Origin of the sequence: Paraburkholderia sp. RL17-383-BIF-A (assembly GCF_046028015.1) — a bacterium.
In the GTDB taxonomy this organism is placed as follows: Bacteria; Pseudomonadota; Gammaproteobacteria; order Burkholderiales; family Burkholderiaceae; genus Paraburkholderia.
Genome location: NZ_JARESR010000004.1, coordinates 36,306 through 63,272, shown reverse-complemented (window position 1 = coordinate 63,272; position 26,967 = coordinate 36,306). Strand labels below are relative to the sequence as shown.

Below are 26,967 nucleotides of genomic sequence, written 5' to 3'. Positions count from 1 at the left end.
TGCAGGGAATTATTCAGTTGTCCACAGGCCGGCGCAATGCTTGTTAACTACTACTACGTCTGTATACGTTAACTTTATAAAACCTAAGATACGCCGAGCTGGAAATTTAATTTATTGAAAAAAACCCGCTCGAGGCGGGTTTCCTTACGATTTACCGCGAGCCGTTCAGTCTCCGGCTACGCGCGCCACTGCAAACACTGTTGCCTGACGGCTTCGTGCAGGGACTTCTCCCGTTCGACGACGCCACGCAGCCAGGTCGCATCATTGACCTGACTGCGAGCGATCGAGCCGATTTCAGCCAGCGCATTACCCGAACCCAACGCTTCGGCGTGCGGAGCGATCCGATCCAGCGTTTCGAGAATGTCTTCGGAAATCGTCTTGCGTTCGCCCGTTTGCGGATTGATACAGGTGCCGGCCAGACCAAACCGGCATGCTTCGAAACGATTGAAGGTGTAGACGAGGTAGTCGTCTTCCTTCGGTGTGATCGGTTTGTCGAGCAGCAGATGCCGCGCGAGCGTCTGGATGTAGCAGGCAATCGCCGCCGCGCGATCCACCGACAACGGCGTGTCCATCACGCGCACTTCGATCGTGCCGAAACCGGGCTTCGGCCGGATGTCCCAGTAAAAATCTTTCATGCTGTTGACGACCCCCGTGTGGACCATCTTCGAGAAATATTCCTCGAAACTGTCCCACGTCAACACGAACGGCGCCCGGCCCGAGAGCGGGAACGCGAACACGGAATTCAGTCGTGCCGAATGAAAACCGGTATCGACACCCTGCACGAAGGGCGACGATGCGGACAAGGCAATGAAGTGCGGAATGAAGCGCGACATGGAATGCAGCAGGTAGAGCGCGCTGTTCGGATCCGGGCAGCCGATATGCACGTGCTGGCCGAACACCGTGAACTGCTTGGCGAGGTAGCCGTACAACTCGGACAGGTATTGAAAGCGCGGCGTATCGACGATCTGCCGTTCGCTCCATTGCTGGAATGCGTGCGTGCCGCCGCCGCACAAGCCGACGTTCAGATGATCGGCCGCCGAAACGAGCGTGTCGCGAATCTTGCGCAAGTCGGCAACGGCTTGCTCATGCGACGTGCAAATGCCGGTGGACAGCTCGATCATGCTTTCGGTGATTTCCGGCGTGATGTTGCCGGGGATCTTTTCGTCCTTGATGAGGCGCAGCAGATCCGAGCCGGCTTTGGTCAGATCATAGTCATGCGTGTTGACGATCTGCATCTCGAGTTCGACACCGAAGGTGAACGGTTTCGAGTCGATGAAGGGTTCGAGTGACATGGCGTCCCCTGAGTCAGGTCGGCCGGGTGTGGGTCACGTGCCCGGCCGTTTTTGAATCGAATATAAGTTGGATGGAGCGTAGCAGGCACCGAGCTTCGAGCAACGAAGTGCGCCCACTGGCGCACTTACTCTTCGCGCCGTTCGCTCACCAGCGCGAGGCTGCGATAGACGAGCCACGGCCCGAGAATCTGCAGCACGAAAATGGAACACATGACGATCGCCCGCAGTTGCGGATCGAAATTCGGATACAGGTTGTACGTATCGTCGACCAGCAGATAGGCGAGCGCCGACATGGGCGATAACGACAGACCAAGCGCCATGCCCTGCTTCCAGTTCAAACCGCTCGGCTTGGCAAACGCCAGCACGCCGACCAGTTTCGCCACGAGGCGCGCAACAATCAGACCCAGCGCCGCGACGCCGCCGAGCGCAATGTCTTTCCATTCGAACGAAGTCAGCGTCAGCACGAACAGAATCACGGTCAACAACCAGCCGGCCGTGCCGAAGTGCTCCGGCCACAACTGCGGACGCGCTTCATGATTCTTTACGATGATGCCGGCGGCCAGCAACGCAAGAATGGTCGACAGCTTGAACAGATGCGCGACCGCAATGGCCAGCAGCACGAGGCCGAACAGCGCGACGAACGAATGTTCGTCCTGCATGTTCAAACGTCGATAAAAGAATGTGCAGGTGCGCGCGAGCAGATACGCGAGCACGAGCGAGCCGACCAGCAGATAAAGCGGTTGCAGGATGGTCGCGAATACGTTGCCGTACATTTCCTGATGCAGCCAGCTCGACACGAGCTTCTCGATCACCACCGCATACATGCTGTTCAGCGCGGTCAAGGTCAGCAGACGCTGGGTGACCTGGCCTTCCGCGCGCAATTCCGTTTTCAGCTGGATCACCATGGCCGGCGAAGTTGCCATGGCAATCGCGGCGAGCACGGTGGCCACCATGAGCGGCACGTTCAGAAACAGCAAGACCGGGAGCACGAGCGCGAAAGTCAGCGTGGCTTCGGCGACGCTCGACAGAATCAGCCACGGATTGCGACGGATCCAGCGCAAATCGAGGCGGCTGCCGAGTTCGAACAACAACAAGCCTAGCGCGACATCGAGCAACGGCCGCGCGGCGCTCGCGGAATCCGCGTCGATCACGCCCGAACCGGCGGCGCCGGCAATCAGACCAATCACCGCATACCCGGAAATGCGCGGCAAACGCCACGCGCGATAGCACAGCTCTCCGCACAGACCGGCGGCAAGCAATGCGAGACCAGCCCAAAAAATGGCGTCGGGTGAAAGCGGCCAGGCTGGAAAAAATGAAAACGCCGAATTCATCGTGATGGGTTCTCCTTTGCAGCAACGGCAGACGACACGAACCGGCGCAGACGCCGGCGAGCGGGTGGGCGCATGGAGCGCTCACTGTCGCGATCGCTTCGCATGGCCAGCGTTGCGAGTGTTCAACGATCGGATGATCTGAATGCGCCGCAGCCGCGGGGAGCCTGACGCATTCGGGGTGCGGCCGTAGCAACCGGCACGGTGAAAGAACGCCGTCGACTTTGAATCAGATTCTGATTGAGCGGCACCGTTCCGTTTGCCGCGTGTGCCGCTGTAGAAGCAAGGCACGACGCGGAAAAGAACGGCGATTGTGCCATAGCTTTTTCAGCCTCGACCGAAAAGACACGAACATGCTGGCAAAACGGTAAAAACGTACGTTATCTCGCCGACATGAGGAAAAAGCGACCGTTTTTACGTCCAAACTCAGCCGCGGATGCGGCCAGTTTGAATTCGGCAGATGTGTTTTTCGGGACACTGCCGAGGCAGTTTTGTCTTGGGTCATGGGACGGAGCTACGTCGATAGGCTTCACTCCAGCCACGGCCTTGCTGTTTACTGGTTTACCGTATGTATACGTAGTAACAGTTAACAAGGTGCCTCGTTTTCTGTGGATAACTCCTGTTTACCGAAATGAATCATTGGTTTGCCGACCGCATAACCGGATGCACAGCATGTGCGGCAGCGGCGGGTATACAAGAGCAACTTTTTGCGATTTTCGGCGGCGGCAAAGTTACCCCGTTTACGTCCACAACGGCTCCACATGAGTTGCGCGGGTAAACGGCGCAGTTATCCACAAGTTTCAGTGGATAACTCATCGGGTAAGCATGCGGGGACGCCAGCGGTTAACTCACCGTTAACGGACCGTTCCCTGACGCAATGCGCGCAACAGAAAGCGCGCGGGATCGAGGTCTTCGGCCAGATCCCGTTCAAGTGGCCAAGGTTCGCCTTCCAGTTGCGAGGCGATCAGCTCTGCGCCGAGCGCTGCCCACACGAGCCCACGCGAACCATAGGCGAATGCGCCGTACAGCCCGTCCGTACGTGGCAGATCGAGTGGCCATGCGCCGCGCAGACGCTGGGCGTCGCGCGCTGCGAGCGCTTCGTCGGCGAGCTGGCCGATCATCGGCATGCGATCGCTGGTGACGCAACGGAACGCGACACGCCCTGCCAACGCCGCTGACTTAGCGTGATCGGCGATGCCCGCGAAGGCCGGCAGCATCTGCGCGACGCGCTGCAGGTTTTCCAGATGGCCAGCCGCGCGCAGCGTGGTGTCGGGGTCGTCGAGTTCGTAGGTGGCGCCGGTTAGCGTCATGCCGTCGGCGAGCGGTACAGCGTAGCCTTCGCCGATCACCGGCATGCCGAGCGGCGGCAGCACCGTGCCTGCCGGCAGCAATGTGAGTTGGCCGCGAATGCTGCGAGTCGGCGCGTGCTGCAAACGGGCGATGCGCGCGGCGTCGTGAGCGCTCGCGACGATTACCACCGGCGCTCGCGCGAGCGCCTCGCCCGCTGAGTTGAACACGATCCACTCATCGCCCGACCGCTCGATTCGAGCGACATCCACACCGAAGCGTCGTTCGAGCAACTGACCCGCCGCGGCGCACTGTGCTGCGCAGAGCGACGCCGGGTCGATCCAGCCGCCGTGCGCAAAGAACCAGCCGCCGCGGGCGAGCGGCATGCCGGCCAGTTGCTGAGCTTCATCCGGCAAGACGGGCCTCACGTAGTCGGATGGATAGCCTGACGCGGCAATCGCGTTGCTGATCGAGCGGGCTTCTTCGTCGTCCGCTGCAATCTGCAACAGGCCTTGGCCGCCGCGCGTTGATCCGTAACCAAGCCGTTCGAGGGCGGCCCAGCGCTTGAGCGAATACAGAAAGCCCGCACGCGTGACGCGTGAGGCGACGCTATCGTCACGCGAAATCATGGGATGAAAAACGCCGGCCGGATTGCCCGACGCGTCCTGCGCCACCGAAGCATGCCGTTCGAGCGATGTGACGCGCCAGCCGCGCGCCGCGAGCCGTTCGATCACCGCACAGCCCGCCAGGCCGGCGCCGATCACCACGGCATGGCGCTCGCCGAGCGCGAGCGGCGCGGGCGGCTCGTAACGCCGCACGCGCCAGCGGGGGGCGAAGTGGCCGACCAGCATCGCGCGTTTCCAGCCGAAGCCGTCCACCTTGCGGTATTCGAAGCCGCATTGCGTCAACGCACGTTTGATCTCGCCGGCGCTGCTGTAGGTGGCGAAGGTGGCGCCCTCGCCCGCCAGGCGCGCGAGCGCCTTGAAGATCGCGGGATTCCAGAGTTCGGGGTTTTTGGCCGGCGCGAATCCGTCGAGGTAAAAAGCATCGGCACGCAGTCTCAAGGCCGGCAGGCTGTCCTGCGCGTCGGCGAAAACGAGCGTGAGCACGACGCGCCCTTCTTCGAACTCGAGCCGATGCGTGCCTGGAACGAGCATCGGCCAGGCGTTCGCGAGGGCTTGTGCGAGGCCCGCAATCTCCGGATCGGAAATGGTCGCGGCTACTACTTTGCGTAAATCGTCGACGGTAAACGGATGTTTCTCGGTCGACACGAAATGCAGCCGCTCACAGCGCGACGAGTCGGCACGCCAGGCGGCCCAGGTCACCAGAAAGTTGATGCCCATGCCGAAGCCGGTTTCGACCACAGTGAAGACGCGGCGGCCCTGCCACCGCTCGGGTAGCGCGTTGCCGCGCAGGAAAACATATTGGGCCTGTTCGAGACCGCCCACGGCGCTGTGATAGATATCGTCGTAAAGCGGCGAAAAAGGCGTGCCGTTGTCGCGAAAAGCGAGGACGGCGGGGATCAGCGGATCAGTCATGCGCGACGGAAAATGACGCTCGGAAAAAGGCCCCCAGAACCTGTCGCTTCGCGCCAGGGCGCCCGTGGGGGATAAGAAAACTCGGGCCGCCCGGCGGTTTTTCGCACGCGGGTTGAACGTTACCGCCCGCGCGCAGCTCGCCGAACGGCGAAAAAGACGCGCTGAACGTTGGCAAATACCAACGCCAAGCCCCGTCCGGACTGGGTTTCAGCCCTCGGTTGAAGGTCGCCGGGAGCAAAAATGGCAGTTTCGTTGCTTTATCCGCTCCGCAACCGTGCAATTCTTCGAAACCCTTATCCTGATTGGGTTTGCGCTGCGCTATCATAGCAAGCGCCGCGAAGGGAGTGGCAGCACGGCCGACGGACAGTCATCTGTCCGGCGCTATTGGTCCGGAGGGGATCCGGAGCCGGAGCTGCTCGACGGCGCGGCCCGCGCACGTATAATCGGCGCGTTCGCGCTGTTCGTGTCAACCTAAACTCAGAAAGGAACCTTAATGAACAAACAGGAACTGATCGACGCCGTCGCAGGACAGACGGGCGCCAGCAAGGCTCAAACCGGTGAAACGCTGGACACGTTGCTTGAAGTGATCAAGAAGTCTGTGTCGAAGGGCGATGCGGTCCAGTTGATCGGCTTCGGCAGCTTCGGTTCGGGCAAGCGCGCAGCACGTACGGGTCGTAACCCCAAGACCGGCGAAACTATCAAGATCCCGGCCGCCAAGACCGTCAAGTTTACGGCTGGTAAGGCGTTCAAGGACGCAGTCAACAAGCGCTAAGCAGATTACTGCCAGGCAGTTGACACCCGCCAATGGCGGGTTTTTTTTCGCCTGCGCGTTTTCGTCCGCACACTGCGCAAGGGATAGCGGCGACGAGCGTCGCGGCTATCCCGCCGGGGGGCAAAGGGCGCTCAGTCGTGGCGATGCACGATTTCGCCGTGACCATGGCCGTGATCGTGGTCGTGATGGTCGTGACCATGGTCGTGATCGTGATCGTGATCGTGGTCGTGGTCGTGGTCGTGGTCGTGATCGTCTTCGTCGAAATCCCAGGCCGGGAACGGATCGGCGAGCTTCTCCCATGCTTGCGGTCCCTGCGCGTATTCCTCGTCGGTCAGCAAACACGCGTCGAACTTCGCTTTCCAGCCAGCCGGATCGATGCCGACGCCGATCATGACCAGCTCCTGGCGACGGTCACCAATGCTCAGATCGTCCGGTTCGCCATACCAGTCCGCGGCGATTTCGGCAGCCAGCTCGTCGTCGCCGTCAGGCCATTCGCTGCGATCCTGAGCGGCCCACCACATGCCCGCTGGACCGTGCCGGCAAGCGCCGCCCGCCTGCGAAAGCGAGCCGGCGATATCGTTACGCGTAGCCAGCCAGAAGAAGCCTTTACTGCGCAGAACGCCCTTCCACTCCTGATGCAGCAGCGCCCACAGTCGTTCCGGGTGAAACGGCCGACGCGCGCGGTAAATGAAATTGCCGATGCCGAATTCGTCTGCCTCACCGTGATGCGCATGGCCGTGCTCATGCTCATGATTCAGCGACGTCAACCAGCCCGGCGCGCTCGACGCCTCGTCGAAATCGAAGCGGCCGGTGTTCAGCACTTGCGCGAGGGGCACGTCGCCGAAACGGGCAACGACCTGTACCGCGCGCGGGTTGATCCGGCCGAGAATGCGCTGCAGGCGCGTGAGTTCGTCCGCGCTGACCAGATCCGCCTTGTTTACCACCAACACGTCGCAGAATTCGATCTGCTCGATCAACAGCTCGACGAGTGTGCGGTCGTCCTCTTCGCTCGCAGCGATGCCACGCTCGGCGAGCGCGTCGGCCGAACCGTAGTCGCGCAGGAAGTTGAATGCATCGACCACGGTCACCATCGTGTCGAGCCGCGCGACGTCGGAGAGCGACGCGCCTTCGTCATCGACGAAGGTGAACGTTTCGGCGATCGGCATGGGTTCGGCCACGCCGGTCGATTCGATCAGGATCGCGTCGAAACGCTGTTCGGCCGCGAGGCGCTTGATCTCGACCCGCAGATCGTCGCGCAGCGTGCAGCAGATGCAGCCGTTCGACAACTCGACCAGTTGTTCCTCGACGTGAGACAGCGCGGCGGCATCGCGCACGAGCGTCGCATCGATATTGACGGCGGCCAGATCGTTGACGATCACGGCCACGCGCAAACCGGCGCGATTCGCGAGAATGTGATTCAGGAGCGTGGTCTTGCCGGCGCCCAGAAAACCGGAGAGCACGGTGACGGGCAATAGCGGCTGGTTCATCGCAGTACGGAAAAGCTAGAGGATTGGAAGGCGTGCCGGGCTCGGGGTCGCATGACGGCTCGACCTGAACGATGTTCGAGCCTCGACGGCAGCACGAAGCCGCATTGTGCATCAAAACGGGCGACGGCCGGGTAATAGGCCGGATTAGGCCGGATGGAGTCAGATCAGCCGGCCGGCTCACGAGACCGACTCAGCGCGTAGCCGGCATCAGATTCCACTTGCGCAGGATCGCGACGATCTGCTGCGAGTACTTGTCCCGCAATGCCGGCGTTTCCGAGTGGTATGCGCCGACAGCCTGCCATGTGTTGCCGTACTTGTTCATCTGGCGGCGCAGATGCCATGCCGCGATATAGACGTTCTTGCAAGGCTCCATCAACGTGCCTTGCGAGATACCGTACTGGGCGAGTGTGGGCAGATGAATCGAATTGATCTGCATGACGCCGTAATCGGTCGAGCCATTGGCGTTTTTATGCTGTGCGTCGGGCCTATTATGTGACTCTTGCCACGCGATTGCGCGCAGAATCAGAGGATTGACCTTTTGATACCTGGCCGCTTCGTCAAAGCAATCGGCGCGCGCCGACCCTGCTGCTATCAGCACGGCAAGTCCTGCAGCGACAGTGACGAGGGAGCGTTTCATCGGTCAAGACCACTAAATAAAGTGCAAGCGTAAGGGTGGGTTAGGGATCGCGTCGGCCATACTTCAGCCGCTGACAGCAGCCGAGCCGCGCCAGCCGGGCATTCACGGGACATCGGGGAAAACCCGCGCCAGCAACACGCAACAAGGGACTCGAACGGCTCGTATCATACCGGCAGGCGGACCTCCGTCAAGTTGGCTAACCGACATAAGCACGCAGAAAACGAAGCATTTTCGCGCTCATCACAGACCATCCTGTTAGCTTTCAATTGTTTGACAAAATAGGGCAATCTTTAGAGGAATCGCACAGCGCGGTCTGTTTTGTGACAAATCCGACATGAAAAACTGGTACTGTTCATTTTTTTCGGACATCGGGCGGCGGGTTGCGAGGGCGATGAACGCCCGCGAGGCCGGCCGGCAGATCGATAGGGCGGTGGCCTGCTCCCATGTCCGCACTGCATGACCGTCAACGGCTACGGCCGTCGGCATCAATACCCTATTCCATGAGAAGAAATCGTATGGCTTTGCGTCGCGTCGCAACGGCGCTGCTGGTGGCTGGTTTGATCACCGCGCAGACAGCACAGGCACAGGTGACACTCAACTTCGTCAACGCCGACATCGACCAGGTGGCCAAGGCGATCGGCGCGGCAACCGGCAAAACGATCATCGTCGACCCGCGTGTGAAGGGTCAGCTGAATCTCGTTTCGGAAAATGCGGTGCCTGAGGATCAGGCACTGAAGACCTTGCAGTCCGCGTTGCGGATGCAGGGCTTCGCGCTGGTGCAAGACCACGGCGTGCTGAAAGTGGTGCCCGAGGCGGACGCCAAGCTGCAAGGCGTGCCGACCTATGTGGGCAACGCGCCTGTTGCGCGCGGCGACCAGGTGGTCACGCAGGTATTCGTGCTGAAGAACGAATCGGCCAACAATCTGCTGCCGGTGCTGCGCCCGCTGATCTCGCCGAACAATACCGTGGCGGCCTACCCCGCCAACAACACGATTGTAGTGACCGACTACGCCGACAACGTGCGGCGCATCGCCCAGATCATTGCGGGTGTGGATACGGCGGCGGGCCAGTCGGTTTCGGTGGTGCAACTGAAGAACGCCAATGCGATCGACATTGCCACGCAGCTCTCCAAGATGCTCGACCCGGGCGCGATCGGCAGCACTGACGCGACGCTGAAGGTCTCGATCACCGCCGACCCGCGCACCAACTCGCTGCTGATCCGCGCGTCGAACGGTGCGCGTCTCGCGGCAGCGAAGCAACTGGCGAAGGAACTCGACACGCCGACCACGATGCCCGGCAACATTCACGTCGTGCCGCTGCGCAACGCGGACGCGACGCGGCTCGCCAAGACCTTGCGCGGCATGTTCGGCAAAGGCGGCGACACGGGCTCGTCGGCGAACTCGAACGATGCGAACTCGTTCAACCAGAACGGCGGCGGTGGGCTGGGCGGCAACAATTCGACGGGCACGTCGGGTACGCCGCCACTGCCCTCGGGCGGTCTCGGCAGCAGCTCGATGGCCTCGCCCATGGGCGGCAGCGGGGGCGGCGGCTACGGCGCGGGCGGCGGTTCCAATTCCGGCGGGCTGCTGGGTAACGAGAAGGAAAAGGGCGACGACAATCAGCCCGGCGGCATGATCCAGGCGGACGCCGCGACCAACTCGCTGATCATCACAGCAGCCGAGCCGGTGTACCGCAACTTGCGGGCGGTGATCGACCAGCTCGACGCACGGCGCGCTCAGGTTTATCTTGAAGCGTTGATCGTCGAGTTGAACTCGAACACGAGCGGCAATCTCGGCATTCAGTGGCAGGTCGCGAACAATTCGATCTTTGCCGGCACCAATCTGCAGACCGGCAGCAGCAATAGCATCATCAATCTGACGGCGGCGGCCGCGGCGACCGGCGCCACAGGTGGTCTAGCCGGGGCGCTCGCCGGCCAAAGTCTCCAGCAAGGCCTGAACGTCGGCTGGATACACAACATTTTCGGTGTGCAGGGACTCGGTGCGTTGCTGCAGGCGCTCTCGCAGACCGCCGATGCGAACGTGCTGTCCACGCCTAACCTCATCACGCTCGACAACGAGGAAGCCAAGATCGTCGTCGGCACCAACGTGCCGATCCAGACGGGTTCGTATTCGAACCTCACGAGTTCGACGGCGACTTCGGCGTTCAATACCTACGATCGCGTGGACGTTGGGCTGACGCTGCACGTCAAGCCGCAGATCACCGACGGCGGCATTCTCAGACTGCAGCTCTACACGGAAGACTCGGCGATCGTGACCGGCACGAACAACGCCGCGACCAACCCGGCCGGCCCCGAATTCACCAAGCGTTCGATCCAGTCGACGGTGCTCGCGGATAACGGCGAGATCATCGTGCTGGGCGGCTTGATGCAGGACAACTACCAGGTCAGCAACAGCAAGGTGCCGCTGCTCGGCGATATTCCGTGGATCGGCCAGCTGTTCCGTTCGGAGCAGAAAACCCGCAACAAGACCAACCTGATGGTGTTCCTGCGCCCCGTGATCATCAACGATCGCGGGACGGCTCAGGCCGTGACGTCGAATCGCTACGACTACATTCAGGGCGTTCAGGGCGCGTACAAGCAGGACAACAACCTGATGAAGGACAATGACGATCCTGTGGTGCCGCCCATGCCGATCGGTCCGAGTCAGGGCGGTTCGCCCGAGATGAACCTGTTCGATATCGACAAGATGCGCCGGCAGAAGCTCACGCCGCCGCCGGCCAACGGAGGCGCTGTTACGAATGGCGCCGCTGTCACCAACGGCGCGGCGGCCACGAATGGCGCCGCCGCGCAGAACAGTCCGGCCACCGTTGGGCCCGCCGTGCAGAGCAGTCCCGTCACCGTGACGCCCTCTACCGAGTCGCCGGGAGTGCGGCCGTGAGCACGCCGTCCACGCCGCCGTCAGCGGCCGCTACGCCGGCAGCAACGCGGGCTGGCGCAGCGGCGCTTCCGCCTGCGGGCGCGACAGAGCATGCCGGGCGCGAGGCGCCGTCCGCGATCGCCGCTCGGCTCGTGCCCTATGGGTTTGCGCGTGCCGGTCAGATTCTGGTTGCGCATCAGCATGCGGACAGTCTCGAAGTCTGGATCAGCGAACGCACGAGCGACGCCGCGCTTTCCGAAGTCGCGCGTAACTTCGGCGCGGTGTCGATCGTGCGCGTGCCCGCCGACGAACTCGCGCAGGCGATCAACCAGGCGTATGCGCGCCAGGACGGCAGCGCCGCGCAGGTGGTCGGCGAAGTGGAAGGCGAAGTCGATCTCTCGCGCCTCATGCAGGACATTCCCGAGGTGGAAGATCTGCTGGAGTCGGAAGACGACGCGCCGATCATCCGCATGATCAACGCGCTGCTCACGCAAGCGGCGCGCGAGCAGGCTTCGGATATTCATATCGAGCCGTTCGAGACTTCTTCCGTGGTGCGCTTTCGTGTCGACGGTACGTTGCGCGATGTGGTGCGCCCGAAGAAAGCGTTGCACGGCGCGCTGATCTCGCGGATCAAGATCATGGCGCAGCTCGACATCGCCGAAAAGCGCTTGCCGCAGGACGGCCGGATCACGCTGCGCGTAGGCGGCCGCCCGGTCGACGTGCGCGTCTCGACGCTGCCGACCGGCCACGGCGAACGCGCGGTGCTGCGTCTGCTGGAGAAAGACGCGTCGCGTCTGAATCTCGAAGCACTCGGCATGGCGCCCGACACGCTCGTCAAGTTCGACAAGCTGATCGGCAGACCGCACGGCATCGTGCTGGTTACGGGTCCGACGGGCTCGGGTAAAACGACCACGCTCTATGCGGCGATGTCGCGGCTCGAAACGGCGACCACCAACATCATGACGGTCGAAGACCCGATCGAATACGACCTCTCCGGCATCGGCCAGACGCAGGTCAACGAACGGATCGGAATGACTTTCGCGCGGGCGCTGCGCTCGATTCTGCGGCAGGATCCGGACGTCATCATGATCGGTGAAATCCGTGACCTGGAGACCGCGCAGATCGCGGTGCAGGCGTCGCTGACGGGCCACCTCGTGCTCGCCACGCTGCACACCAACGACGCGGCCTCCGCCGTGACACGTTTGACCGACATGGGCGTCGAGCCGTATCTGCTGGCGTCGTCGCTGCTCGGCGTGCTGGCGCAGCGGCTCGTGCGGCGCTTGTGCCCGGTGTGCCGCGAAGAGCGCGTGGAAGAAGACGGCAGCGTGCGCTGGCATCCGGTGGGTTGCGACCGGTGCGGCCACTCCGGTTATGCGGGACGTCGCGGCGTCTACGAACTGCTGCTGATCGACGACAACATTCGTACGCTGGTTCACCGCAACGCGGCGGATGCCGAGATTCTCGCGGCCGGCCGCGAGCAAGGCATGCGTACGCTGCGCGAGGATGCGGACCGCTGGCTCGCCTCCGGGCTGACATCGCTCGAAGAAGTGATCCGCGTCACGGGCGGAGCATAAGCGCATGCCGGCATTTCGTTTCGAAGCGATCGATGCGGCGGGCAAGGCGCAAAAAGGCGTACTCGACGCGGACAGCGCGCGCGGCGCGCGGACCAATCTGCGCTCGCAGGGACTGACGCCGCTCGTCGTCGAACCGGCCGCCACACGCACGCGTGGCGAGCGCAGTCAGCGGCTGTCGCTGGGGCGGCGTTTGTCGCAACGCGAGCAGGCAATCTTGACGCGCCAGCTCGCCAGTCTGCTGATTGCCGGCCTGCCGCTCGACGAAGCGCTCGCCGTGCTCACCGAGCAATCGGAACGCGACTACATTCGCGAACTGATGGCGTCGATCCGCGCGGAAGTGCTCGGCGGCCATTCGCTCGCCAATGCGCTGACGCAGCATCCGAAAGATTTCCCCGAGATTTACCGCGCGCTGGTCGCGGCCGGCGAACATACCGGCAAACTGGGTCTCGTGCTGTCGCGCCTCGCGGACTACATCGAGCAGCGCAACGCGCTGAAGCAGAAGATCGTGCTCGCGTTCACGTACCCGACCATCGTCACGATTATCGCTTTCGGCATCGTCACGTTTCTGTTGAGCTACGTGGTGCCGCAGGTGGTGAACGTGTTCGCCAGCACCAAGCAGCAACTGCCCTTCCTCACCATCATGATGATGGCGCTATCGGGGTTCGTGCGGAACTGGTGGTGGGCGATGCTGATCGGCGTGGCCGTGCTGTCGTATCTGGTGCGCTCCATTCTCAAGCAGCCCGGCCCGCGCCTCGCTTTCGACCGCTGGCTGCTGACCGCCCCGCTGCTCGGCAAACTCGTGCGCGGCTACAACACCGTGCGCTTTGCCAGCACGCTCGGCATTCTCACGGCGGCCGGCGTGCCGATTCTGCGGGCGCTGCAAGCAGCAGCCGAAACGCTCAGCAACAACGCCATGCGCGAGAACATCGACGATGCGATCGTGCGTGTTCGCGAGGGCACGTCGTTATCGCGCGCGCTCGGCAATACGAAGACCTTTCCGCCCGTGCTGGTTCACCTGATCCGCTCGGGCGAAGCGACCGGCGACGTGACCACGATGCTCGACCGCGCGGCTGATGGCGAAGCGCGCGAACTCGAGCGCCGCACGATGTTCCTGACGAGTCTGCTGGAGCCGTTGCTGATTCTGGCGATGGGTGGCGTGGTGCTGGTGATCGTGCTGGCGGTGATGCTGCCGATCATCGAGTTGAACAACCTGGTGCAGTAAGGCCGGGAGAGCGGCTGGATTGCGCGATGAGCGTGCCGGTTATCGGCGCGGTGACCGCGCAATCGGTGCAGCGTGGCGGTTTGTTCGGTGCGTGACTTTAGCGCACGTAGATCGTGGGACCTGCGGGGTTGGCCGGCAGGAACACTTCGGAGTGCGCGCCATTGCGGTCGATGATGATCGAGCGGGCACGGACTTCGGAGAGTTTGGCGCCTTGCATCAGCGCGCTGCCGAGCGACACCGCATGCGGCGGTTCGCCGCCGACGCTGACGATAGCCGCGGCGCCTTCCCGCAAGGCGAGGATGCCGAACAGTCGCACGTCCTGGTTGGCGCTGCGCGTGAGCTGGCCGCCGAACAGCGTGGCGGCCTGGTCGGTCGAGACCTGCGCATGCGCGGCCGCTGCGGGCAACGGCGCACCGGACATCGTGCTGAGCGTGATGACCCAATAGGTCAGCGTCGCGCAGAACACGGCGAACAGCGCGAGCGACAGAAGGCGGATTTGGATGGCGTTCATGCGCATCATTGTACGGACTATTGTGAAAATTGCGTTGGGTTGAAAGCGCCCTCTAACCAGGCGCTTTGCACGAGGCTCCGCGAGCGCGTGAGCGAACTTGCGGCGGCCCGGCGGTTTCTTACGACCCTTCAACTCCATGACATTAAAATGACCGGCCGGACGTGTTCAATGGCACCCTGTTCGCTGAACGATGAATTCCGCCCAGTCGAAAATTTCACCTGAAAAGAGGTAGCAAGCTATGCAACTGTCGACCACTCGCCGTCATGAAATCGCGGGTCCGCGCAGCCGACGTCAGCGCGGTTTTACGCTGATCGAAATCATGGTCGTGATCGCGATTCTGGGCATTCTGGCCGCGTTGATCGTGCCGAAAATCATGAGCCGTCCCGACGAGGCGCGGCGTGTGGCCGCCAAGCAGGACATCGGCACGGTCATGCAGGCGCTCAAGCTCTATCGTCTCGACAACGGCCGTTATCCGACGCAGGAGCAAGGTCTGCGCGCGCTGATCGAAAAGCCGAGCACGGACCCCGTGCCGAACAACTGGAAGGACGGCGGCTATCTCGAACGTCTGCCGAACGATCCGTGGGGCAATGCCTATCAATATCTGAATCCGGGTGTGCACGGCGAGATCGACGTGTTCAGCTATGGTGCGGACGGCAAGGCTGGCGGCGAAGGCAACGATGCCGACGTCGGCTCGTGGCAGTAGGCAGTTAAGGAGATGATTCTTACGCGCTCTTCGATGTGTTGTCGTTTGATTGTGAACTGATCGTTCGTGGCCGGCACTATGCGATTGTCCGCTTGCAAGTCCCGTGTGGACACTCCGTGTACGGCTTCGTTGCCGCGCGCGGCGTGTGCCGGCGCGCGCCTTCATCGCGTGTCGTGCTCACGTGACGCGCGCGCGCGCGCCGGCCGGCAACGCGCGGCGGGTTTCACGCTGCTGGAAATGCTGGTGGTGCTGGTGATTGCGGGCCTGCTGGTGTCCTTGACCGCGTTGACGATCACGCGCAATCCACGCACCGATCTGAACGAGGAAGCGCAGCGTCTCGCGCTGCTGTTCGAATCGGCCGGCGACGAAGCGCAGGTGCGCGCGCGGCCGATTGCCTGGCAACCGGTTGAAGGCGGCTTCCGTTTCGACCTGCGCACCGAAGACGGCTGGCGTCCGTTGCGTGACGATCTGCTTGGGCCGCGTCGCTGGGAAGGCGGCGTAACGGGCGTGAGCATCGACTATCCGGGTTCGGATACGCAGCCGAGCCGAATAGTGTTCGGTACCGAGGCGATCGACGTGCCCGTGCGGATCACGCTGTTTTCGGCGGCCGGGAGCGCGACGATCGTCGGCACCGGCAATGGCCGCTACGAGGTGCACTGAGATGCGTCGTTGCAGGAGCAGGGTGGCGCGCGAAAAGATCCATGTCGCGCAGCGCGGTTTTACGATGATCGAAGTGCTGGTCGCGCTGGCGATCATCGCGGTGGCGTTGGCGGCGTCGTTGCGCGCGGTGGGGAGTCTCGCGAGCGGCGAGGCCGATCTGCACCGCCGCTTGCTGGCGGGCTGGAGTGCTGACAATACGCTGGCGCAATTGCATCTGGCGCATGCGTGGCCGAACGTAGGCTCGACGAGCTTCGATTGTTCGCAAGGCAACTTGCAGTTGATCTGTACCGAGCATGTGACGGCAACGCCGAATCCGGTGTTTCGTCGTGTGGAAGTGATGGTGACGATGCCGGGCGGCTCCGGCAATCTGGCTCAGATGGTGACGGTGGTCGCGAATGAAAACAACCGTTCGCTCTGAGCGCCGCCGCCTGTCACGCGCGAGGGGCGCGCGCGGCTTCACGCTGATCGAATTGCTGGTGGCGATTGCGATCCTGGCGGTGATTGCCGTGCTGTCGTGGCGCGGGCTCGACCAGATCATTCGCGGCCGGCAGACCATTACGAACGCGATGGAAGACGAGCGCGTCTTCGCGCAATTGTTCGACCAGATGCGGATCGACGCGCGCCAGGCCGCGTCGGATGACGAGGCTGGGCAGCCGGCCGTGTCGGTGTCGGGCAGCGTGTTGCAGATCGTACGGCAGATGAATTTGCCCGGGGCGGCGCCGCGCTTGCAGGTGGTGCGGTATCGGGTGTCTGGTGGGCGTGTGATTCGGTATGCCTCGCCGCCCTTGGGCAATATGGGCGAGTTGCGGCGGGCGCTGCGCGGTAGCGAAGGTGACGGATGGAGTGGTGTGCCCTTGATGGGCGGTGTCGGTTCGATTTCCGCGCAGGTTTATGTGCCGAAAGTGGGTTGGACTACGCAGATGGGCGATGTGCAGAGTGCCATTACGGAGGCGGACAATAATCTGAAAGTGCCCCAGTTGGGGAGTGCGCCGCTGCCGCGGTCGGTGACGGGGTTGCAGGTCAGTGTCGGAGCGACGTCTTTGGCTCGGCCGGTGACTCGGGTTTTTCTCGTCGGAGAGTGAGATGAAGGGTTTTGTTTTTTCTCCGCGGGACGTGTTGCGCTGTGCTCTTTGGGGTGTTGGCCTTTCCTTGATTTCACGGTGGTCTATTGGCGTTGCCCCTGTGCGGGGCGGCACTCACTTTCTTTGCCGCCGCAAAGAAAGTAAGCAAAGAAAGCGGCTTCACACCGCTAACGTACAAGCGGAGCCCTCGCGCAGCCACGGTAGTGGCGCGATTGACGAACGATCCCTCGCACAGCAAACGACAGTGACCAAGCCGTCATCCGTTCCGGCGGCGCTGCGCGCGCCGAGCGGTTCATCACAAAACCAACGGCCCTTTGCAACTCGTCGCCGTATCTCAAACCATCTTCGGTCCGCTTCCGCTTCCGCTCCCAGCCGAGGCGAAGCCGACGGCACCCGCGAGGGCGAGCTTAACCGATGGTGTTCCCTGCCTGCCGTTCCGGCGAGCACGCAGTGTGAGGCGGGAGGTATGACTGCCTTGTCACGGGCGGGGAGTGTGCGGGATGACGGATTCCAGATGGGCCGCTACCGTGACTGTGCGGGGGACCCGCTTAGCATTGGCGGTGTAAAGCGGCTTTCTTTGCCTACTTTCTTTGCCGCGGCAAAGAAAGTAGGTGCCGCCCCGCACAGGGGCAACGCCAATAGACCACTAAGAAAGCAAGGAAAGGCCAACAACAAAAACCAAACCCAACCAACCCAGAAAGGCGTAGCAATCATCAGCGCCCTACTGGTAGTAGCCCTATCCGCCATATTGGTCTCCGGCATGCTCTGGCGCCAACAAGTCCAAATCCGCCGAATAGAAAACCAGCGCCTCCTATCCCAGGCCCAATGGGTAGCCCGCGGCGCGCTGGACTGGACGCGCCTGATCCTCCGCTCGGAGGGCGACACCTCAGCCGGCATCACCTACCTGGGCGGCCTATGGGGCGTCCCCATCGCCAAAACCCGGCTATCCGATTTCCTCGGCCAGATCGGCGAAGTGCGCGCGCAACAAGGCGCGGATACCTATTTATCTGGCTCAATCGAAGACGCCCAGGCCAAATTCAACCTCCGGAATCTGGTCGAGAGCCCCGCCCCCGGCGTCATGCAACTGGACATGAACCAGATCGGCGCCTATCAGCGCCTGCTGGCGTCGCTCGGCCTGAACAGCCAGTTGGCCAAAACCACCGCGGTCCAGGTCCGCGCAAGCCTTGCGCAATCGGCCACCCGCTTTCAAACGGTCACGTCCGTGAACGGCACGACAGCGACCCCGCAGGTTCAAGGCGGCGCCACCGGCGGCAGCTTCACCGACAAACCCGGTATCGAAGACAGCAACGACAGCTCGGCCAACGCGCCGCTGCAAATGACCAGCGTCGACTCGCTACTCGATATTCCAGGCTATACGCCCGAGATGGTCGCGCGCTTGCGCCCTTTCGTTACCGTGTTGCCGACCGTTTCGGCCGTCAACGTGAACACGGCCTCCGCCGAAGTGATCGCGGCGGTCGTACAGGGAATGAGCGTGTCGACGGCGCAAGCCTTCGTCGCGCGTCGGCAGACGGTGTTTTTCCGTAACGCCGGCGACGTACAGCTCGCGTTGCGCGGCGCCGGCGTGCAATCGGTTTCGATCGATCCGAACGAACTCGACGTCAACTCGAATTACTTCCTGATCCACGGCCGCGTGCAGCACGAACGCGCCGAGGTGGACCGCACGACACTCGTCTATCGCGACGCATTGACTCACACTACGCGTATCGTGCGAGTAGAAGACCAACTATGAATAACGCCTTTCCCAGAGAGAGTGGCCTTTGAGCACGCTGATCGTTCTATTGCCGCCGCGTGATCCGGCGGTGCCGTCGCAGGAATGGCAACTGCCGGAGTTGCCGTTCGTGCTGCTCGACAAGTCGGGGCGCACCCAGCGTGCCGGCCGTTCGGCGCTCGCGCTGCTGCCGCGCGCCACCACGACGGTGCTGATGGTCGCCGCGCGCGACCTGCTGATGATGCCCGCCACGCTGCCGCCGCTGCGCGGCCCGCGGCTGCGTCAGGCGTTGCCGAATATCGTCGAGGATCAACTGATCCAGGACCCGCAGACCTGTCACATCGCCGTCGATCCGAAACCGCTCGCGGGCGGCCGGCAGTTGCTGGCGATCATCGACCGCGGCTGGTTCCGGTTTGTCTGCGAATCGTTCGCCAACGCCGGTCACCGCAGCTTGCGCGCGGTGCCGGTCACACGCTGCCTGCCGCAGGCCGCCGCGCTCGATCTCAATGCGCCCGCCGAAGTCGCGGAAATGGTGAACGCCGGTGAGCCCGCCATGGCAGGCTCCGCCAGCGTGGCGACTTCGCTGCCGGGCGTCGCGCCGGTGGTGGCGCCCGGCGTGGCGTCCGTGGTGCCGATGGTGGCTGCCGTGCTCGGCGCCGTGGTGCAGACCGCGCCCGCCCTGCTGCTCGAAGGCGCGGTGGAAAGCGCCGCGAGCAACAGTGTGCCGCGTGTCGAACTGGCGATCGCGCGGGGCGTGCAAGGTGAAGGGCTGGCCGTGCCGGCCAACGCCGTGAACGCGACACTCGGCGCGCTCGCCGGCGCGGCACCGGTCTCGTTGTACATGCTCACCGAATTGCCGGGCAATGAGCCGAGCCTCGCCACGAACAGCCCGGCGCGGCTGGCTGCGTATATCCACGGGGCGAGCCCGTTGCCGTTCGAGCAACTCGCGCGGCGAGCGCTGGAGTGCCGCTTCGACCTGTGCCAGTTCGAGTTCGCTTCGCAGCCGTGGCGGCTCGACCGCGCAACGCTGCGGCGTTTGCGCCTGCCGGTGTTGCTCGCGGTCGGCGCGCTGGTGATCGCGATTGTCGGCGCGAACGTGCAGTGGCTGATGCTGGCGCGTCAACGCGACGCGATCAACACGCAAATGACCGAACTGCTGCTCACTACCTTCCCCAAAACGACTGTCGTGCTCGATGCGCCCGACCAGATGGCGCGTCAGTTGCAGCAGTTGCGTATCGCCGCGGGTGAGCTGTCGCCGGACGACTTCCTGGTGCTGGCCGACGGCCTCGCGCGTTCGCTGGCGCCGGTGCCGGTCAACGGCATTGCCGCGCTCGACTATCACGACCGCCGGCTCGACGTGACCTTCAAGCCGGAGGTCAAGCTCGATCCCGACTTTGCGAAGCGCCTCGGCCGTAACGGCCTGAGCGGCGCGATCGACAGCAATACCGGCAAGTGGACCATCAGGAACGGACAATGAAAGCTGAACTCGCACAAACCTGGGCCGGATTCTGGGAGCAGCGCACCGAGCGCGAAAAAAACCTGCTGGTGTGGGGCGGTGGCTTGCTCGCCATTGTGATCGCGTGGTCGGTGCTGTGGGCGCCCGCGCAGGAAGGGCGCACGCATCTGCGTGAATCGTTGCCCACCTTGCAGCGGCAATTGGCGCAGATGACCGCGCAAGCGAACGAAGCACGGCAGTTGTCGGCGGCGGCTCAGGGCGTCGCGCCCACCGGCGCCGCGCTGAAGGACGCCCTCACCGCTTCGCTCAACGATCATGGCCTCGCGGCGACACAGATTCAGGTGATCGGCAACGCGGTCCAGATCCAGTTGAAGAACGCGTCGTTCCCGGCGTGGACGAACTGGGTCGACGACGTGCGCAAGCAGTTCAAGGTGCAGGTTTCGGAGGCGCACGCCACGGCGCTCAAGGAAGACGGTCAGGTGGATCTGACGGCGTCGCTGCAGCCGTCCACCGCGAAATGAATATGCCCGTACCCGTGCCGTCACAGGATCTCGCATGACCTACTGGATGCGGCGCCTGCGCGTCGCGCTTCCCTGGCTGGTGATCGCGGTGCTGTCCGCCGCCGTCGTGATGCTGGCGATGCTGCCGGCCGCCTGGATCACGCCGCAGTTCGCCAAACAGACGCGCGGCCACGTGAATCTCGTCAATCCGGCCGGTTCGCTGTGGCACGGCTCGGCCACGCTGATGCTGGCCGCGGGCTCCGACATGAGCGCGGCGACCCTGTTGCCTGGGCGGATCGAATGGCACACCGCGTTCTGGCCGCTCTTTACCGGCCGGGTGCGCATGACCATGCGGCACAGCGAAGCGATGCCGGAGCCGATCACGGTCGACGCCACACCGCGCACCGCGACCGTCACGCCGGGCACGATCGCCGTGCCGGCTTCACTGCTGAGCGGCCTCGGCGCGCCCTTCAATACACTCGATCTGCAGGGCAATGTGCAACTGTCGTGGTCCGATTGGCGCAGCTTCAACCGCGAAGCGTTCGGGCAGCTGACCGTCACGCTGACCGACGTCAGTTCGCGTGTTTCGCTGGTCAAGCCGCTTGGCTCGTACCGGGTGCTGTTTCAGGCACAAGGCGAATCGTCCACGCTCGATCTGACGACCACCAAGGGCCCGTTGATGCTGACCGGCAACGGCACGGTCTCGGCTGCGGCCACGTCGTTTCATGGGACGGCCAGCGCCGCGCCGGAGGCACGCGACAATCTCGCGGGATTGCTGAATCTGCTGGGGCGGCCGAACGGCCCGGACACGGTGACGTTGACGTTCGTGCACTGAGGCGCGCTGAGCGGCGCGGCGGCGCAGCCTGGTCGAAGGGCGGCATCGATGTCGCTGCATGGGGCGCCGGTGCCGCGCGAGGCGTGCGATACCTCGTGGGCTGCTGAGCCTGTCGGGACCTGCGGGCGTCGGCGCGCTACTCGTTGTGCATCTGCGCCGGCGCTGCCGACCCGCTTTGCGCGACCGGCGTGGCCGATGATGCAGGCGCCGGCGCCGCCACATCGCCGGTTTCGCGATTCATTTGCGACACGTCCCAGCCGCCGCCCAGCGCCTTCACCAGACCCACGGACGACACCATCCGCTGCCCGGCGATGCTCTCCAGTTTCTGCTCGGCCGTGAAGGCGGTGGTTTGCGCCGTCAGCACGTTGACGTAGCCGACCGTACCCGCCTTGTACTCGTTCGTGACGATGGCGAGCGCCTGACGCGCCGAGTCCACCGCTTGCTGCTGCACGACGATTTCCTGTTCGAGGATGCGCTGCGACGCGAGATTGTCCTCGACGTCCTGGAACGCGGCCAGCACCGTTTGACGGTAGCTCGCGACATCGCCGTCGTACGCGGCGCGAGCGGCGTCGGTCTTGGCCTGGCGCAAACCGGCGTCGAACAGCGTCGCGGCGAGTTGCGGGCCGAGCGTCCAGAAGCGCGACGGCGCGGTCAGCAATTGCGAGAACACCGAGTTTTCAAAGCCGCCGGAGGCCGACAACGTCAGCGAGGGGAAGAACGCGGCGATGGCGACGCCGATCTGTTCGTTTGCCGCCGCAGCCTTGCGTTCCGCTGAGGCGATGTCCGGCCGCCGTTCGAGCAGCGCGGACGGCATCTGCGCCGGCACGGCAGGGGGCGTGGCGGTGAGCGGCATCGGCGGAATCGAGAAGGTGGACGCCGGTTCGCCGACCAGGACGGCAATCGCGTGTTCGTCCTGGGCGCGCTGGACGCCGTTGTCGATCGCGGCCGCCTGTGCCGACTGCAATTGCGTTTGCGCCTGAATCACGTCGGAGCGCGCGGCGACCCCGGCCGCGTACTGGTTCTGCGTGAGTTGCAGCGAGCGCTGGTAAGCCGCGACGGTGTCGTCGAGCAATTTTTGAGTCGAGTCGAGCGAGCGCAGCGAGAAATACGTCTGCGCGAGCGTGGCCTGGGCAGACAGCCGCGCGTTGGCCAGGTCCGCCGCAGCGCCTTGCTGGCCGGCTTTCTGCGAGTTGACCGAGCGCGTGACCGACCCCCACAGATCCGGCTCCCAGCTTGCGTCGAGCTGCACGTTGAAACTATTGCCGATGCCGGAGCGGCTTGTCGCGGTTGTCGAGTTGCCGCCGGACGATGACCCATTGCCCGAACGCGTAGCGCCCGCCGACGCGCTGATGGTCGGGAAATACGCTGCACGCGCCTCGCCAACCAGCGCGCGCGCCTGCCGGTAGGCGGCGGCGTATTGAGCCACGGTCTGGTTCGCGGTGTTCAGCCGGTCTTCGAGTGCGTTGAGTTGCGGGTCCTGGTAAATGGTCCACCAGTCGCCGCGATCGTGCTGATCGGCCGGTTCGGCGACTTTCCAGCCTGGAGCCGCTTCCTTGTACGACGCTGGAATGTCGGCGGCGGGCCGGCGGTAATCGGGGCCGACCACACAAGCGGACAGCAGGCCGGCGAGCGCCGCAGCCACGGCAATAGTCAGGGCGCGAGGCGCAAGCGTCCGCGCGCGCGAGATTCGATCAGACTGCATGCAATGAATTCCTTCTGGACGCCGCGGTGCGGCCTATCGCGGCACCGCCCGCCGGGCGAGATCTTGGTCTGCCGGAATGTTAGCGTATGAGCCCGCTGGGTCGCGGGAAACTGAAAGGGTAATGCGAGGAGGGAGGCAGGTGTGTTACTGAGGGTGTCGCGATGGTTACGCGCCGTTACCGGCCTGGCCGTTAAACCCGCGATTCTGTCGACTTGACTTGCCGGAGCAGCTTGCCGGCCGCGGCCCGGCACGGCGCGTCGCCGCGCGCCTGGCAGGCGCCGCCCGGACCCGCGTGCTTTTCTGCAGCGGTGGCCGCCACGGCACTGTTCGACGTGAGACGCGACGCCGCCGCCGGTTCGACCTTCGCCCCTGTGACGCCCTTCTGTCCCCGCCGATGTTCGACCCATGCCAGCACCGCCACGCCTACCGATCCCCCGGGCAGCACGAACAGCAGAGCGAGTAACGCGAGTTTCCACCAGCGGTGCGGCCCTTGAAACGTGTTCAGTGCGGAATCGGTCAGGGAGCGGCTCAGGCCGCCAAGCGTGTTTTTGAGGTACAGCATCGGGAAAATCCTTTTCGCACGTCGCTCGCGGCGTGCCGTCAATCGGTCAGAACATGGTCTCGGGTGGCGCGGGTCGCGCGTAACTCGTTGCCTGTAATAATATTGACTATGCAATTAAATTTCAAGATACTTTGATGCGCAAGCATCGGTCGTGTTGTTTTTCCGCCGTTCGCGCTACGCGAAATCCAGTTTGACTTGTCTGCTTAGGCAGCTAAAATCCGTTTTGCTCGATGATGTTCCCGGATACACGATGACTGACGGTCCCTACAAGGCAGACGAGATTCACCTCGAATCGAGTCTTGGTTACTACCTGACGAAAGCTCGAAACGTGCTGGTCGAGCGGACCGACCGTGCGGTCAAACCGTTGGGGCTGACCACGCAGCAGATCGGCGTCATCCTCATGCTGTCGTCGCGGCGCGCGAGCACGCCGTTCGAGCTGTCGCGCGCCATGTCTTACGACAGCGGATCGATGACCCGTCTGCTCGATCGCCTTGAAAAGAAAGGTTTTATCGTGCGCACGCGTAGTGAAACTGATCGCCGGATGGTGGAGCTGGAGTTGACGCCGCAAGGCCATGAAGCCGCGCGGCAACTGCCAGGCTTGGGCGCGGCGGTGCTGAACGAGCAATTGCGTGGATTTTCCGCCGCCGACCATGCCACCCTGATCGACCTGCTCGGCCGTTTCATTGCGAACGGCATCGACGCGGGGAGCAGTGTGGGATGCGGCTTGGGGCCCCACCAGGAATCGCAGGACGAATCACCCGAAGAGTCGCCGCCGGAACACGGCGAACGCTAACCAAGACACGCTTTTCACGAGCGTCACTGTATGAAGATGTCTGTCTGGGCAGAGAATGATCCGGCATGTAAGCGCACTGTATGCACCGCGCAATAAAGATGCCGTGACAATCTTTCCCAGCTGAGGAGAAGATTTTATGGACGCTACGGCTTCCGCCGCTGCCCTACCCGCCGCCGAACCCGCCCCGCTCAAAGGCGGCGCTTTGGCCCTGCTTACAGTCGGCCTCGCGCTCGGCACGTTCATGGAGGTGCTCGACACGTCGATTGCGAACGTGGCGGTGCCGACTATTTCCGGCAGCCTCGGCGTGGCGACCAGTCAGGGCACCTGGGTGATCTCGTCGTATTCCGTCGCCTCGGCGATCGCAGTGCCGCTCACAGGCTGGCTTGCGCGCCGGGTCGGCGAAGTGAAGCTTTTCACGCTGTCCGTGCTGCTTTTCACGATTGCCTCGGCGCTGTGCGGCTTCGCGCAAAATTTCGAATCGCTGATCGCATTCCGGCTGGTGCAGGGGCTCGTCTCCGGACCGATGGTTCCGCTTTCGCAGACCATTCTGATGCGCTCGTATCCGCCGGAAAAGCGCGGACTCGCGCTGGGTCTCTGGGCGATGACGGTGATTTGCGCGCCCATCTTCGGGCCCGTGATGGGCGGCTATATCACCGACAACTACACGTGGCCGTGGATCTTCTACATCAACGTGCCGATCGGGTTGTTCTCGGCGGTGTGCGCGTTTCTGTTGTTGCGCGGCCGTGAAACGAAGACCACGAAACAGCGCATCGACGCGGTCGGCCTCGCGCTGCTCGTGATCGGCGTGTCGTGCCTGCAGATGATGCTCGACCTCGGCAAAGATCGCGACTGGTTCAATTCGACATTTATCGTCGCTCTGGCGGTGGTCGCGGTGGTGTCTCTTGCCTTCATGCTGGTCTGGGAGATGACGGAGAAAGAACCCGTCGTGGATCTTTCGCTGTTCCGGGATCGCAACTTCGCGCTCGGCGTGCTGATCATCTCGTTCGGGTTCATGGCCTTCTTCGGCTCGGTGGTGATTTTCCCACTCTGGCTGCAGACCGTGATGGGTTATACCGCCGGGCTGGCGGGTCTGGCGACCGCGCCGGTCGGTCTGCTCGCGCTGTTTTTGTCGCCGATGATCGGCAAGAACATGCACCGGTTGAACCTGCGCGTGGTGGCGAGTTTTGCGTTCATCGTGTTCGCGTTCGTCTCGTTCTGGAATTCCACGTTCACGCTCGACGTCCCGTTCAATCACGTGATCTGGCCACGCCTCGTGCAAGGGATCGGCGTTGCCTGCTTCTTCGTGCCGATGACCACCATCACGCTTTCCAGCGTGCCGGATGAGCGGCTCGCGAGTGCATCCGGCCTGTCCAATTTTTTCCGGACCTTGTCGGGCGCGATTGGCACGGCGATCAGTACGACGTACTGGGAGAACGACACGATCTACCATCACGCCATGCTGACCGATTCCGTCAACGTGTATGCCGCGAACACCAATGCTTATACCAATGCACTGGCCGGCATTGGCCTGTCTGGTGACAGCATCACCGCGCAGTTGAATCAGGTGGTGACCGCGCAGGCTTACATGATGGCCACCAATGATTTTTTCCGTATTTCGTGCGCGGCTTTTCTCGTGCTCGCGGTGCTGGTCTGGATCACCAAGCCGCGCAAGGGCGTTGGGCCTTCAATGGGACATTGAGGCTGGGACATTGGGCTGGGACATTGAATCTCGACGATGATCCGTTGAGCGGACGCGCGCCGAAGCGAGACTTTTCTTGGGCCACTCTGCGCGCGCTTTTAGCACTTTCTATTGCGTGACGGCTTCGCCGTTCGTTGCCGGGTTCGATTGGCCCTGCAAAGCATCCGGATGCAGCGTTGAAGGCTCCAGGGGTTTGGCGCCATCTGCGACTCCTCGCACGTATTGCTTGAAGTCGGCGCCGGCTTCCCACGGGTTCGGCTTGCAACCCATCGAGCCATCGCAGTGCGCGGCAAAGCCGATCGTCGCAGTGCCGTCTGGGTTCGCCGCGCGCGTGATCTGATACGCCAACGCGCGCTTGCCGCCATCGGGTCCGGCGGTCTGAATCAACGTGTCGGTGGAGGACTCGATCTTGTACTTCGAATGGCTCGCCACCCACGCTTGCGCGCGCTGCCACCAGACATCGCATTGCGCTTTGTTCGAACACGTCAACGGCGTTGTCGCGATCTGCATGACGTCCGGATCGACCTGCCCCTGCGTCGAACATCCCGCCGCCGCTACGCACAGCATGGCCAACAGACTTTTTTTCATCGCGTTGCATCCTCCCTCTGTGGTGCGCGTCATGTCAGTTTGGACCACCGGGTCGGTACGGTGTTTCATCTGGATCAGAGAATCGTCACAACGCGCGGAGAAATTGCCGATGGCTTTCTACGCGGCATGGCGCA

General features: G+C 63.2%; 22 protein-coding genes and 2 pseudogenes. 14 read left to right on the top strand and 10 right to left on the bottom strand.

Going from position 1 to position 26,967, the window contains the following annotated elements; all coding sequences use genetic code 11:
* Positions 1-176: 176 nt before the first annotated feature.
* The 3 genes from P0D71_RS06005 to mnmC all read right to left on the bottom strand — a co-directional run bounded on the left by P0D71_RS06005 (position 177) and on the right by mnmC (position 5,445).
* Positions 177-1,292 (bottom strand): YbdK family carboxylate-amine ligase, encoded by a 1,116-nt coding sequence (locus P0D71_RS06005; RefSeq protein ID WP_091797771.1) that lies wholly within the window; start codon positions 1,290-1,292, stop codon positions 177-179.
* Positions 1,293-1,417: 125 nt separating this feature from the next.
* On the bottom strand, positions 1,418-2,623 hold the full coding sequence (locus P0D71_RS06000) for a cation:proton antiporter (RefSeq protein ID WP_091797768.1): 1,206 nt from the start codon (positions 2,621-2,623) through the stop codon (positions 1,418-1,420).
* A gap of 851 nt (positions 2,624-3,474) precedes the next feature.
* Positions 3,475-5,445, bottom strand: a complete 1,971-nt coding sequence (gene mnmC / locus P0D71_RS05995; protein WP_408479479.1) for a bifunctional tRNA (5-methylaminomethyl-2-thiouridine)(34)-methyltransferase MnmC2/FAD-dependent 5-carboxymethylaminomethyl-2-thiouridine(34) oxidoreductase MnmC1 — start codon at positions 5,443-5,445, stop codon at positions 3,475-3,477.
* Positions 5,446-5,938: 493 nt separating this feature from the next.
* Here mnmC and P0D71_RS05990 point away from each other — a divergent pair, with 493 nt between their 5' ends.
* A complete protein-coding gene (locus P0D71_RS05990; RefSeq protein ID WP_006050811.1) occupies positions 5,939-6,217 on the top strand; it encodes an HU family DNA-binding protein in 279 nt (92 codons plus the stop codon).
* A gap of 199 nt (positions 6,218-6,416) precedes the next feature.
* On the opposite strand, the pseudogene P0D71_RS05985 reads toward P0D71_RS05990, so the two are convergent.
* The 3 genes and pseudogenes from P0D71_RS05985 to P0D71_RS05975 all read right to left on the bottom strand — a co-directional run.
* A pseudogene (locus P0D71_RS05985) lies at positions 6,417-6,482 on the bottom strand (hypothetical protein); the annotation flags it as partial.
* Between the two features lie 82 nt (positions 6,483-6,564).
* Positions 6,565-7,704, bottom strand: a pseudogene (locus P0D71_RS05980) (GTP-binding protein); the annotation flags it as partial.
* Between the two features lie 190 nt (positions 7,705-7,894).
* Entirely contained in the window at positions 7,895-8,341 is a 447-nt protein-coding gene (locus tag P0D71_RS05975) for a lytic transglycosylase domain-containing protein (RefSeq protein WP_091797757.1), read from the bottom strand.
* Positions 8,342-8,856: 515 nt separating this feature from the next.
* On the opposite strand from P0D71_RS05975, the gene gspD reads away from it, so the two are divergent.
* Genes gspD through gspF form a run of 3 tightly spaced genes read left to right on the top strand, consistent with a single transcriptional unit; the run spans position 8,857 to position 14,013 of the window.
* Positions 8,857-11,238, top strand: a complete 2,382-nt coding sequence (gene gspD, locus P0D71_RS05970; RefSeq protein WP_091797753.1) for a type II secretion system secretin GspD — start codon at positions 8,857-8,859, stop codon at positions 11,236-11,238.
* The gene (gspE, locus tag P0D71_RS05965; RefSeq protein WP_091797750.1) at positions 11,235-12,791 is read left to right on the top strand and encodes a type II secretion system ATPase GspE; all 1,557 of its coding nucleotides are present in this window, start codon (positions 11,235-11,237) and stop codon (positions 12,789-12,791) included. The genes gspD and gspE overlap by 4 nt, the downstream gene beginning before the upstream one ends.
* A gap of 4 nt (positions 12,792-12,795) precedes the next feature.
* Positions 12,796-14,013, top strand: coding sequence for a type II secretion system inner membrane protein GspF (gene gspF, locus P0D71_RS05960; protein WP_091797747.1), 1,218 nt, complete (start codon positions 12,796-12,798; stop codon positions 14,011-14,013).
* Between the two features lie 97 nt (positions 14,014-14,110).
* Here the strand turns inward: gspF and P0D71_RS05955 are convergent, their stop codons facing one another.
* A complete protein-coding gene (locus P0D71_RS05955) occupies positions 14,111-14,524 on the bottom strand; it encodes a type II secretion system protein N (RefSeq protein ID WP_035518470.1) in 414 nt (137 codons plus the stop codon).
* A gap of 238 nt (positions 14,525-14,762) precedes the next feature.
* Between P0D71_RS05955 and gspG the strand changes: the two genes are divergently transcribed.
* From gspG to P0D71_RS05915, 8 genes are all read left to right on the top strand, one after another.
* Positions 14,763-15,227, top strand: a complete 465-nt coding sequence (gene gspG, locus P0D71_RS05950; protein WP_091797744.1) for a type II secretion system major pseudopilin GspG — start codon at positions 14,763-14,765, stop codon at positions 15,225-15,227.
* 78 nt (positions 15,228-15,305) lie between these two features.
* On the top strand, positions 15,306-15,887 hold the full coding sequence (locus tag P0D71_RS05945; protein ID WP_408181774.1) for a GspH/FimT family pseudopilin: 582 nt from the start codon (positions 15,306-15,308) through the stop codon (positions 15,885-15,887).
* A 1-nt stretch (position 15,888) separates the two neighbouring features.
* Complete coding sequence (gene gspI, locus P0D71_RS05940; protein WP_091797741.1) at positions 15,889-16,305, top strand: type II secretion system minor pseudopilin GspI; 417 nt, start codon at positions 15,889-15,891, stop codon at positions 16,303-16,305.
* Positions 16,283-16,969, top strand: coding sequence for a PulJ/GspJ family protein (locus P0D71_RS05935; RefSeq protein WP_091797738.1), 687 nt, complete (start codon positions 16,283-16,285; stop codon positions 16,967-16,969). Before gspI ends, P0D71_RS05935 begins: the two co-directional genes overlap by 23 nt.
* Positions 16,970-17,435: 466 nt before the next feature.
* Positions 17,436-18,719 carry a type II secretion system minor pseudopilin GspK gene (gene gspK / locus P0D71_RS05930; protein WP_408479478.1) on the top strand — a complete coding sequence of 428 codons (1,284 nt, stop codon included), beginning with the start codon at positions 17,436-17,438 and terminating at the stop codon, positions 18,717-18,719.
* 28 nt (positions 18,720-18,747) lie between these two features.
* Positions 18,748-20,175: a type II secretion system protein GspL gene (gene gspL / locus P0D71_RS05925; RefSeq protein ID WP_091797734.1), complete on the top strand. Its 1,428-nt coding sequence runs from the start codon at positions 18,748-18,750 to the stop codon at positions 20,173-20,175.
* Positions 20,172-20,675 (top strand): type II secretion system protein M, encoded by a 504-nt coding sequence (locus tag P0D71_RS05920; RefSeq protein ID WP_408181784.1) that lies wholly within the window; start codon positions 20,172-20,174, stop codon positions 20,673-20,675. The genes gspL and P0D71_RS05920 overlap by 4 nt, the downstream gene beginning before the upstream one ends.
* 34 nt (positions 20,676-20,709) lie before the next feature.
* On the top strand, positions 20,710-21,489 hold the full coding sequence (locus P0D71_RS05915) for a type II secretion system protein N (RefSeq protein ID WP_408479477.1): 780 nt from the start codon (positions 20,710-20,712) through the stop codon (positions 21,487-21,489).
* 136 nt (positions 21,490-21,625) lie between these two features.
* On the opposite strand, the gene P0D71_RS05910 is transcribed toward P0D71_RS05915, so the two are convergent.
* Both P0D71_RS05910 and P0D71_RS05905 read right to left on the bottom strand, forming a co-directional pair.
* Positions 21,626-23,191, bottom strand: a complete 1,566-nt coding sequence (locus P0D71_RS05910) for an efflux transporter outer membrane subunit (RefSeq protein WP_408479476.1) — start codon at positions 23,189-23,191, stop codon at positions 21,626-21,628.
* A gap of 190 nt (positions 23,192-23,381) precedes the next feature.
* The gene (locus tag P0D71_RS05905) at positions 23,382-23,753 is read right to left on the bottom strand and encodes a hypothetical protein (RefSeq protein ID WP_408479475.1); all 372 of its coding nucleotides are present in this window, start codon (positions 23,751-23,753) and stop codon (positions 23,382-23,384) included.
* Positions 23,754-24,003: 250 nt separating this feature from the next.
* On the opposite strand from P0D71_RS05905, the gene P0D71_RS05900 reads away from it, so the two are divergent.
* Together P0D71_RS05900 and P0D71_RS05895 are read left to right on the top strand one after the other, a co-directional pair.
* Positions 24,004-24,546, top strand: coding sequence for a MarR family winged helix-turn-helix transcriptional regulator (locus P0D71_RS05900; protein ID WP_408181834.1), 543 nt, complete (start codon positions 24,004-24,006; stop codon positions 24,544-24,546).
* A gap of 136 nt (positions 24,547-24,682) precedes the next feature.
* Positions 24,683-26,245, top strand: a complete 1,563-nt coding sequence (locus tag P0D71_RS05895; protein WP_091797715.1) for a DHA2 family efflux MFS transporter permease subunit — start codon at positions 24,683-24,685, stop codon at positions 26,243-26,245.
* Positions 26,246-26,353: 108 nt separating this feature from the next.
* Here P0D71_RS05895 and P0D71_RS05890 read toward each other — a convergent pair whose 3' ends face one another.
* Complete coding sequence (locus P0D71_RS05890; protein WP_408479474.1) at positions 26,354-26,833, bottom strand: hypothetical protein; 480 nt, start codon at positions 26,831-26,833, stop codon at positions 26,354-26,356.
* Between the last annotated feature and the right edge of the window lie 134 nt (positions 26,834-26,967).